8 protein-coding genes are annotated in these 6,856 nt (G+C 64.6%); all 8 read right to left on the bottom strand.

Annotation, left to right across the window (positions count from 1 at the left end; translation table 11 throughout):
- On the bottom strand, positions 1-551 hold a 551-nt coding region (locus BMX99_RS19275; RefSeq protein WP_093455148.1), incomplete at its 3' end, for a VirB8 family type IV secretion system protein.
- A gap of 17 nt (positions 552-568) precedes the next feature.
- The gene (locus BMX99_RS19270; RefSeq protein WP_007120612.1) at positions 569-1,582 is read right to left on the bottom strand and encodes a TrbL/VirB6 family protein; all 1,014 of its coding nucleotides are present in this window, start codon (positions 1,580-1,582) and stop codon (positions 569-571) included.
- Positions 1,583-1,957 carry a hypothetical protein gene (locus BMX99_RS19265; RefSeq protein WP_244525692.1) on the bottom strand — a complete coding sequence of 125 codons (375 nt, stop codon included), beginning with the start codon at positions 1,955-1,957 and terminating at the stop codon, positions 1,583-1,585. It abuts the gene before it with no gap.
- 59 nt (positions 1,958-2,016) lie between these two features.
- Entirely contained in the window at positions 2,017-2,784 is a 768-nt protein-coding gene (locus BMX99_RS19260) for a type IV secretion system protein (RefSeq protein ID WP_093455146.1), read from the bottom strand.
- Positions 2,781-3,893 carry a lytic transglycosylase domain-containing protein gene (locus BMX99_RS19255; RefSeq protein WP_093455145.1) on the bottom strand — a complete coding sequence of 371 codons (1,113 nt, stop codon included), beginning with the start codon at positions 3,891-3,893 and terminating at the stop codon, positions 2,781-2,783. Before BMX99_RS19255 ends, BMX99_RS19260 begins: the two co-directional genes overlap by 4 nt.
- Positions 3,894-4,095: 202 nt before the next feature.
- Positions 4,096-6,489, bottom strand: coding sequence for a VirB4 family type IV secretion/conjugal transfer ATPase (locus BMX99_RS19245; RefSeq protein ID WP_170848864.1), 2,394 nt, complete (start codon positions 6,487-6,489; stop codon positions 4,096-4,098).
- Entirely contained in the window at positions 6,464-6,742 is a 279-nt protein-coding gene (locus BMX99_RS19240) for a VirB3 family type IV secretion system protein (RefSeq protein WP_093455142.1), read from the bottom strand. The genes BMX99_RS19245 and BMX99_RS19240 overlap by 26 nt, the downstream gene beginning before the upstream one ends.
- A gap of 15 nt (positions 6,743-6,757) precedes the next feature.
- Positions 6,758-6,850: a TrbC/VirB2 family protein gene (locus BMX99_RS19950; protein WP_236640792.1), complete on the bottom strand. Its 93-nt coding sequence runs from the start codon at positions 6,848-6,850 to the stop codon at positions 6,758-6,760.
- Positions 6,851-6,856 lie beyond the last annotated feature (6 nt).

Below are 6,856 nucleotides of genomic sequence, written 5' to 3'. Positions count from 1 at the left end.
CGGGTGACGGTGCGGGTGTCGCGGGGACGGCGCAGCGTGCGGGTGAAGCGGACCTGGGCCACGCCGCGCTCGATCTGGTTCACGGACTTGATCACCACCTCGATCTTGGCGTCGCGGCCATAGACGGTGATCGGGTAGTCTTCGTTGGTCGAGGACCAGAGATCGCGCAGCGTGCGGGCGGCATCGCCATCGGAACGGTTGAGCACCGAGTTGATACGCTGCTCGCCATCGGTCAGGTCATAGGTTTCCCGATCATCGACATAGGCCACGAGATTGGCCTGGATGATGGCGTCGCTCTCGGAAAGCGTCAGCGCCTGTACGGCGGCGACCCGGTCCATCTCTCCGGTTTCCTTGTCGACCACGACGACGAAGGTCTCGGTCGATTTGAGTGGAAAGAGGCTCGCGCCCGCGACCATGCCGGCAACACCAACCAGCACGCCTGCCGCCGCAACGAACCAGGCGAAACGCTCACGCCGTCTTGGCCCGTAGATGAAATCCGCCTCGAAAGCGTCGCGGTCAGGCGCGGAGGAACTGGTCACAAGCTTCTTCAAAGTCGTCGTCTTTCACATCAGGGTTTGCGGAAGGCCTTGGCGGCGGAGAGAAGCGCGCCGGGGCTTTGCCGGATCAGCTCGCCGGTCTTCACCACACCCGCATTGGCCATCTGGTTCAGCTCATGCGGGGACTTGCCGGTGACGAGGCGCGAGGTTGCGCCCGCGCCATACTCCCGTGTGTTCACGAACCCCTGGCGCGCAAGGCCCGTGAGACCGACGGCATTGGACGCGATGCCGACGACACCGGTGAGATTGGAGGCGATGTAGGGCACCGAGGCCATGATCCCGGCGCTGAGGATCAGAATGACGAGGAAGGGCAGGATCAGGCTGACGGTTTCGACATCGCCCGGATCGGCGGAGGCGTCCCCGATCGCTTCGGCGATGGCGACGATGATGCCCGCGGCGCCTGCTGCGGCGACCGGCATGAGCGCGTAGCCAATGGTGGCGCGGGTCCAGGCCTCGAAGAGGGACTGGGTCGGTTTGAACAGCGAGGTCACGATCATGAAGGGGGCGATGACGATCATCAGCGCGAAGACGATGCGGGCGAAGGCGATGATCCCTGCGGTGACGGCGGCGAAGACGGCGGAGAGGACGAAGAAGATGGCACCCAGAACCGCGCCGAAGACCCAGCCCGCGCGGTCGCCGATCGTATCGCCATAGGCGGTGATGCGGGCGACCATATTGTCGAGGCTCTCATAGACCCCTGCCTCGTCGCCCGAGCCGGTAAGCGCCAGGATCGAGGCGCCCACGGAGTCGGGCACGCGCGTGACGATGTCATAGATGACGCTGAAATTATCCCAACTCTGCGCGAAGATCCCGACCAGGGCCACTTTCATCCCGAAGGCAAACCCGGTTCCGAAGGGCAGGGGGCGGAGCTGCATGACCGCGTTGATCCCGAGGAGCACGACAAGGAGCGTCGCGCCCGCCGAGATGACATTACCGACCGAGGCCGCCGAGGAGATAAAGCCGTCCTGCGCCACGGTGTTCACCGCGGCGTCGACTTGGCCAAGGATGTCGCGAATGACCCCCATTTACTCCGCACAGGCCTCCACAACTTGCGCCTCGAGCGCGTCCGCCTTGGCGTAGAGCTCGAGCACGTTGAAGGGCAGGCGCGGGTTGTCCGAGGTCTGGAACCGGGGCAGGGCGGCAAGCGCCTGATCCCAGGCGAACTGATCCAGCAGGCAGGTGCAGCTCTCCGAGGCGAGCGCCTCTTCAGCGATCAGGATACGCAGGATGGCGCGGTAACCATTACGGAGATAGGCGGTCTCGGCGAGGTCTGCGGGCGGTTTCGGGACGCGGCAGTCGTCGGCCTCGTCCCGCGCGATAGCCATCGAGCTGAAGGGCGTGTCGCCGGATGGTTCGGTGTTCGGGGTCTGGGCCAGTGCGGCACCGTGAAGTGCGGCCAAGACAAGCGCCGCGAGACCAAGAGATCGAAAAGTTCTCAAGCTGTGGGTCATGGGGCGCCTTATGGATCCACCGCCATCGAACGGAACTTGCGCTCATCCGCGAGGGTGGCGGCATCGACGACGCCAAGCTGGCCGGCGCTCACGCCCTGGGCGGCTTCCAGCCGCCAGATCTGGGTCAGGATGATACCAAGCTCGGCGGTGACACGAGTGTTGAGATCGACGGCAGCCTTCAGGCCGTCCTGATCGTCGATGAGCCCGACCATGGTCTCGAGCCGTTCGAGGCTCTGGCCTGCCTCTTCATGGCTTTCTTGCGCTGCGACCGACAGCATGGCACTGGCCCCGGCTGAGGTGGCGATGCGGTTGTCGGCGGGCTCATCCGAGCCAGAAAGCGTGCTGAGGCGCTCCGAGGTGAAGCCACTGCCCGAAAGAACCCGCTCGACCGAGGCCGAGAGTTCCGCGCCGGGATTGAAGCCGCTGAGAAAATCGCCGCTTGCCAGCGATTGTGCGGTATTGAGGGGCGCGATCAGCTTGCCGCGCAGCGCTCGGAATTCTTCGACCGTGGCAAAGAGTTCTCCGAGCCCGCTGCCTTCAATGAGCGAGGTCAGTTGCGCCTCGAGGTTGGTGAGCTGCGACAGCTGGGTTTCCAGTTCCAGCCGCATGGTGGCGAGCTGCTGCATCTGGACGTTCAGGTCCTCGGTCATGTGTTCGAGTTGGGCCACGAGCTGACCAAGCTGCGATCCATCGAAAGTCGGAACGCCTTGGGCCGTGGCGGGCGAGGTAAACCCGAGTGTAGCGACCGCTGCGGCGGTCAGGAGAAGGTGTCTCATTCGGGAACTCCCATTTGCATGAAGTCGCGCTCAGCCAATCGGTCGACGACGAGGTGCTGCGCATAGGCCGCCTCGCGCTGCTGGTTTGCAGCCATCAGCCGGACGCGGAGATTGAGGATGCGGCCGATCTCGGCCTTGGCGTAGGTGTTGAGCTCCCAGGCCGCCTTGGCATTGGGTTGGGCATCAATCTGCAGGATGATGGCGCGCAGACGATTGATGACCTGTTCGGTCGTGGCCGAGCTGTCGGCGGCGTAATAGACGCCGGCCGCGGAGATGCTGGCATATTCGGCGAGCGCAAAGTCCGAGGGCGAGAGCGTGCCGAGCGCGTCGGCACCGCCCACGACAGCCAGGTATTCGTTGTAGAACTTCGAGATGTTGCGCACGTAACCTTGGGTCTCGGCGAAGGGCGGCACGCCGCCATATTCGATGACCCGTCCGGGTCCGGCGTTATAGGCCGCGAGTGCGTGAGGGATATTGCCGAAGCGGCCCAGCTGCGTGGTGATATAACGCGCGCCGCCGCGCAGGTTGTCATTTACGTCATAGCGGTCGACGCCAAGGTCGGAGGCGGTGCCGGGCATGAGTTGGGTCAGACCATAGGCCCCGACCGGGCTTTGTGCGGCGACGTTGAAGCGGCTCTCCTGTTTGATCAGCGCCTGGAAGAGGCAGCGCCACTGGGTGGCCGAGAGGCCCGCGCGGGCCACACCGGGGGCGCTTGCGAACTCGCCCGCGACTTCGACGATCATCATCTCCACCGTCTCGCGTCCCTCGCCGAAAAGGCGGCTGTTCATCGGGCTCGGGTCGATATTGGGATAGACGGCCGCCACCCCGAAATCCGCATTGCCCTCGAGCGCGCGGATATCGAAGCCGGGCCCGGTGATCGCGGCGGTCATCTCCTCGAGGACGCGCAGCTGGTCGGCCTGCACGTCCGCCAGTGTGGACTCGGTGCGATCCTTGTCCTGCTGGACGCCCAGATCCTCGGCGAGCGCCGTCACGCGCGCGATGGCGCGGCCGATCGCGGAATTGTCCTGCGTCGGCACGCCTTGGGCATGCGCGGGCAGGGCGCTGAGGCCGAGGCAGAGCCCGGCGGATATGATCGCGACACGGCTCATTCCGGACGGGGCAGGGGCTCGAAGGTGCAGTCGGTTTTGGCCGTTGCGTGAGCCGGTGCGCCCATGGTCGAGACCGAAAAAGCGGACCGCGTCACCTGCGGCTCGCCATTGCGTCCGAAGCAGGGGGAGGTTTTCTCGGTGTATTTCTCGCAAGCGGCGAGAAGGCTCGCGGCGGCGCAAAGCGCGAGGAGGGGTTTCGAATTCATATCACATGTCTCCAGAAATCGGGATTAGCGCGCCAATCGGCGGGCACGCGGGCCTCGCCGGTGGCGCCACCGCCAAGGATGGGGAGAAGGGTGCCGAGCGCGGAGAGATCGGCATCGACGAAGACGCTGTCGCCCGCAGAGCGAACAAGCGCGATGCGCTGGCCGATGGTGGGCTGAACGAGAAGGGCGGCCTCCTTGGCGTTCACGCGCAGGAAGTCGTAATCCGAGACGGTGGCGCGGTCGTTCGGGAAGAGGATCTGGGTCGGGACCGTCTCGACGATGGTCTTACCGACGCGGCTGTCGCGCAACTGGCTCGGGTACTGCGTCATCATGATCACGACGCAGTTCATTTTCCGAAGTGTCACCAGCCAGTTTTCGAGCCGCGCCCCGAAATACGGATCGTCCAAGAGCTTCCAGGCCTCGTCGAGCACGATGATGGTGGGGCGGCGATCCTCGACCACGCGTTCGATCTGGCGGAAGATGTAGGAGAGCACCGCCATGCGCTCGGTGGTCATGTCGAGGATCTCAGTCATATCAAACCCGACGATGTCACCCGTGAGCTTGAGGCCAGCGCCGCGCTCGGTTTCGTCGAAGACCCAGCCATAGCGGCCACCGGGTGCCCATTCGGCAACGCGGGACTGCAGCTCGCCATCGTCATCGAGCGACTGGAACAGGGTTTCGAAACTGGCGAAGCGTTGCAGCGCCGCGCCCGCATCGGCGTTCTGGCCGACCGCGCTTTGGATATGGCGCGACTGTTCGCCCGTAAGTGTGCCATTGCGCGTGAGAAGGGTCGCAAGCCAGTCAGAGAGCCAAGCGCGGCCACGTTCGTCGGTCTCGGTGGCGAGCGGGTTCAGACCTGTCGGCACACCGGCCCGGATTTCGTTATAGCGGCCGCCAAGGGCGCGGACCGCCATTTCGAGGCCGCGATCTTTGTCGAAAAAGAACAGGCGCGCGCCGACCCGCTGCGCCTGAGCCGCAAGGAAGGCGGTGGTCAGCGTCTTGCCGGTGCCGGTCCGACCCAGGACGAGGGTGTGGCCAACGGTCGGTTCCTTGCCGGGGCTGCCTGCCTCATGGAAGTTGAAACGGTAGCCCGAGGTGCCGACCGTGGGCAGCACAGAGATAGTCTCGCCCCAAGGCGACTGGTCAGGCCTGCGCCCCTCGACGCTGCCATGTAGGGCTGCGAAGTCGGCGAAGTTAATCGAGGAGATCGGCGTCTTGCGCGCCCGGTAGCCGAAATTGCCGGGCGATTGCGCGAAGTAGGTGGCTTTCAGCGCCATGTTTTCGCGGACGATCACCGACATGATCTCTTGGCCCACGCGCTTGATCTGGGCGGCGGCGCGCTCGAGCGTGTCGCGGTCCGGGGCATAGACCGCGATGGAGAGGTGATGGTCTCCGAAAGCGATCCGTCCCGCCTCCTGGTCGTCGGCGGCTTGTCCGAGCTGTTCGCGCAGGGAGACGGCGGCATCGTCGGAGGCATGCATCTGGCGGATGATCCGCTGGATGCGTTCGGCCATGATGTTGTTCGGGATCGGGCTGAAGGAGTTCGTCAGTACGATGTCGAGGGGCAGGTCGAGCGCGTCGAGGAGCGTGACGTCCGTGAGCGCTGGATAGGATTTCATCGAGAAAAGCGCGCCGTATTTGACGCGACCGGTCACGGCGTCGGTCAGGGTGACGACGTCGCCATCAAAGGTCGCGCGGCAGTTGCTCAAGGTATGCGAGAGGGGCAGGGCGCTCTGACCAAAGGCGATGGGAGAAAAGCTGCCCGCGTTCAGCGTGTTGAGATAGCCCAACCATTCGCCGCCGGCGCGGGTCAGGCGGACGGGATTGGCCGAGGCAAGCGCCACCTTGAAAAAGCCCATGACCTCGTTCAGCTCCTGCAGGCGTGTCGCGCGATCCTTGACCCAGGCCTTGCGCGCCAGCGCCCGCAGGAGTGGAATACGTGCGGAGATGTCGGGGCGCCGGATGACGCTGAGATAGAGCTGGCGCTTGGCCGGGCGCAGCTCTTTGACATGGGCCTGCCAGCGCCCGTCGATCGCGGCGGCGAAGCTGTCCCCTTCGATGGGGCGCATCCCGAGATCCCGCGGCACGGAAATGCGGTGGATGTAGAAGCCAAAGGCGTTGCCCGTCTGGGCGACTATGGCGGCGACCGCACGTTTGAGCGCATCGAGCCGGGCGTCCTCACTGGTCATCGGGTTCAGACCATCAAGGCGCAGGGTCGCCAAGAGGTCGCCCTCGCGCAGTACAATGACATCATCATCCGCGAGCGCGAAATACGGTAGGTGCTCCGCGAGGTAACTCTCCCGCGCGAACTCACCTCCGCCCGCTTGGAGCAGGGCTGTTCCGTGAGTGGAAAGAGTGCCTGCATCAAGCGCCAAAGCTGTCCCCTCCATGCAGGGCCCGATTCTTCGTCGAACGCACCGATCCATAAGAGACGCGCAATACCTCGAAGAAATGCGGCTCGCGGTCGGCGACGAACCAGAGGATCGGATAGGCGACAAGGCCGATCAGGAAGAACACCATCGATTTGGTCCAGATGAATGGCAGAACGACCCCTGTCGCCAGCACCACCAGGTATCCGACGGGGAGGCCCAGATACTTGGGCGGACGGGCGAGGCCGAGAAAGAGGGGGGATCGTTCTGCCACTGCTCGGGCCTCTTCTCAGGAGAAGCCGTCGACGATGGTGCCGGCCGAGAAGATCAGCACGATCCCGATGATGACCGAGGCGAACCAGCCCCAGTTCAGCCGTCCCATCATGCA

The organism is Pseudooceanicola nitratireducens, from assembly GCF_900109195.1.
GTDB lineage: Bacteria > Pseudomonadota > Alphaproteobacteria > Rhodobacterales > Rhodobacteraceae > Pseudooceanicola > Pseudooceanicola nitratireducens.
Note: the sequence above shows the minus strand (reverse complement) of the source record. Positions and strands in the feature narration are given on the sequence as shown.

What these genes read in the sequence shown, in the direction of transcription:
- BMX99_RS19270 (WP_007120612.1), bottom strand. Translation starts at nt 1,582, where the DNA reads ATGGGGGTCATTCGCGACATCCTTGGCCAAGTCGACGCCGCGGTGAAC.
- BMX99_RS19260 (WP_093455146.1), bottom strand. Translation starts at nt 2,784, where the DNA reads ATGAGACACCTTCTCCTGACCGCCGCAGCGGTCGCTACACTCGGGTTT.
- BMX99_RS19255 (WP_093455145.1), bottom strand. Translation starts at nt 3,893, where the DNA reads ATGAGCCGTGTCGCGATCATATCCGCCGGGCTCTGCCTCGGCCTCAGC.
- BMX99_RS19245 (WP_170848864.1), bottom strand. Translation starts at nt 6,489, where the DNA reads ATGGAGGGGACAGCTTTGGCGCTTGATGCAGGCACTCTTTCCACTCAC.
- BMX99_RS19950 (WP_236640792.1), bottom strand. Translation starts at nt 6,850, where the DNA reads ATGGGACGGCTGAACTGGGGCTGGTTCGCCTCGGTCATCATCGGGATC.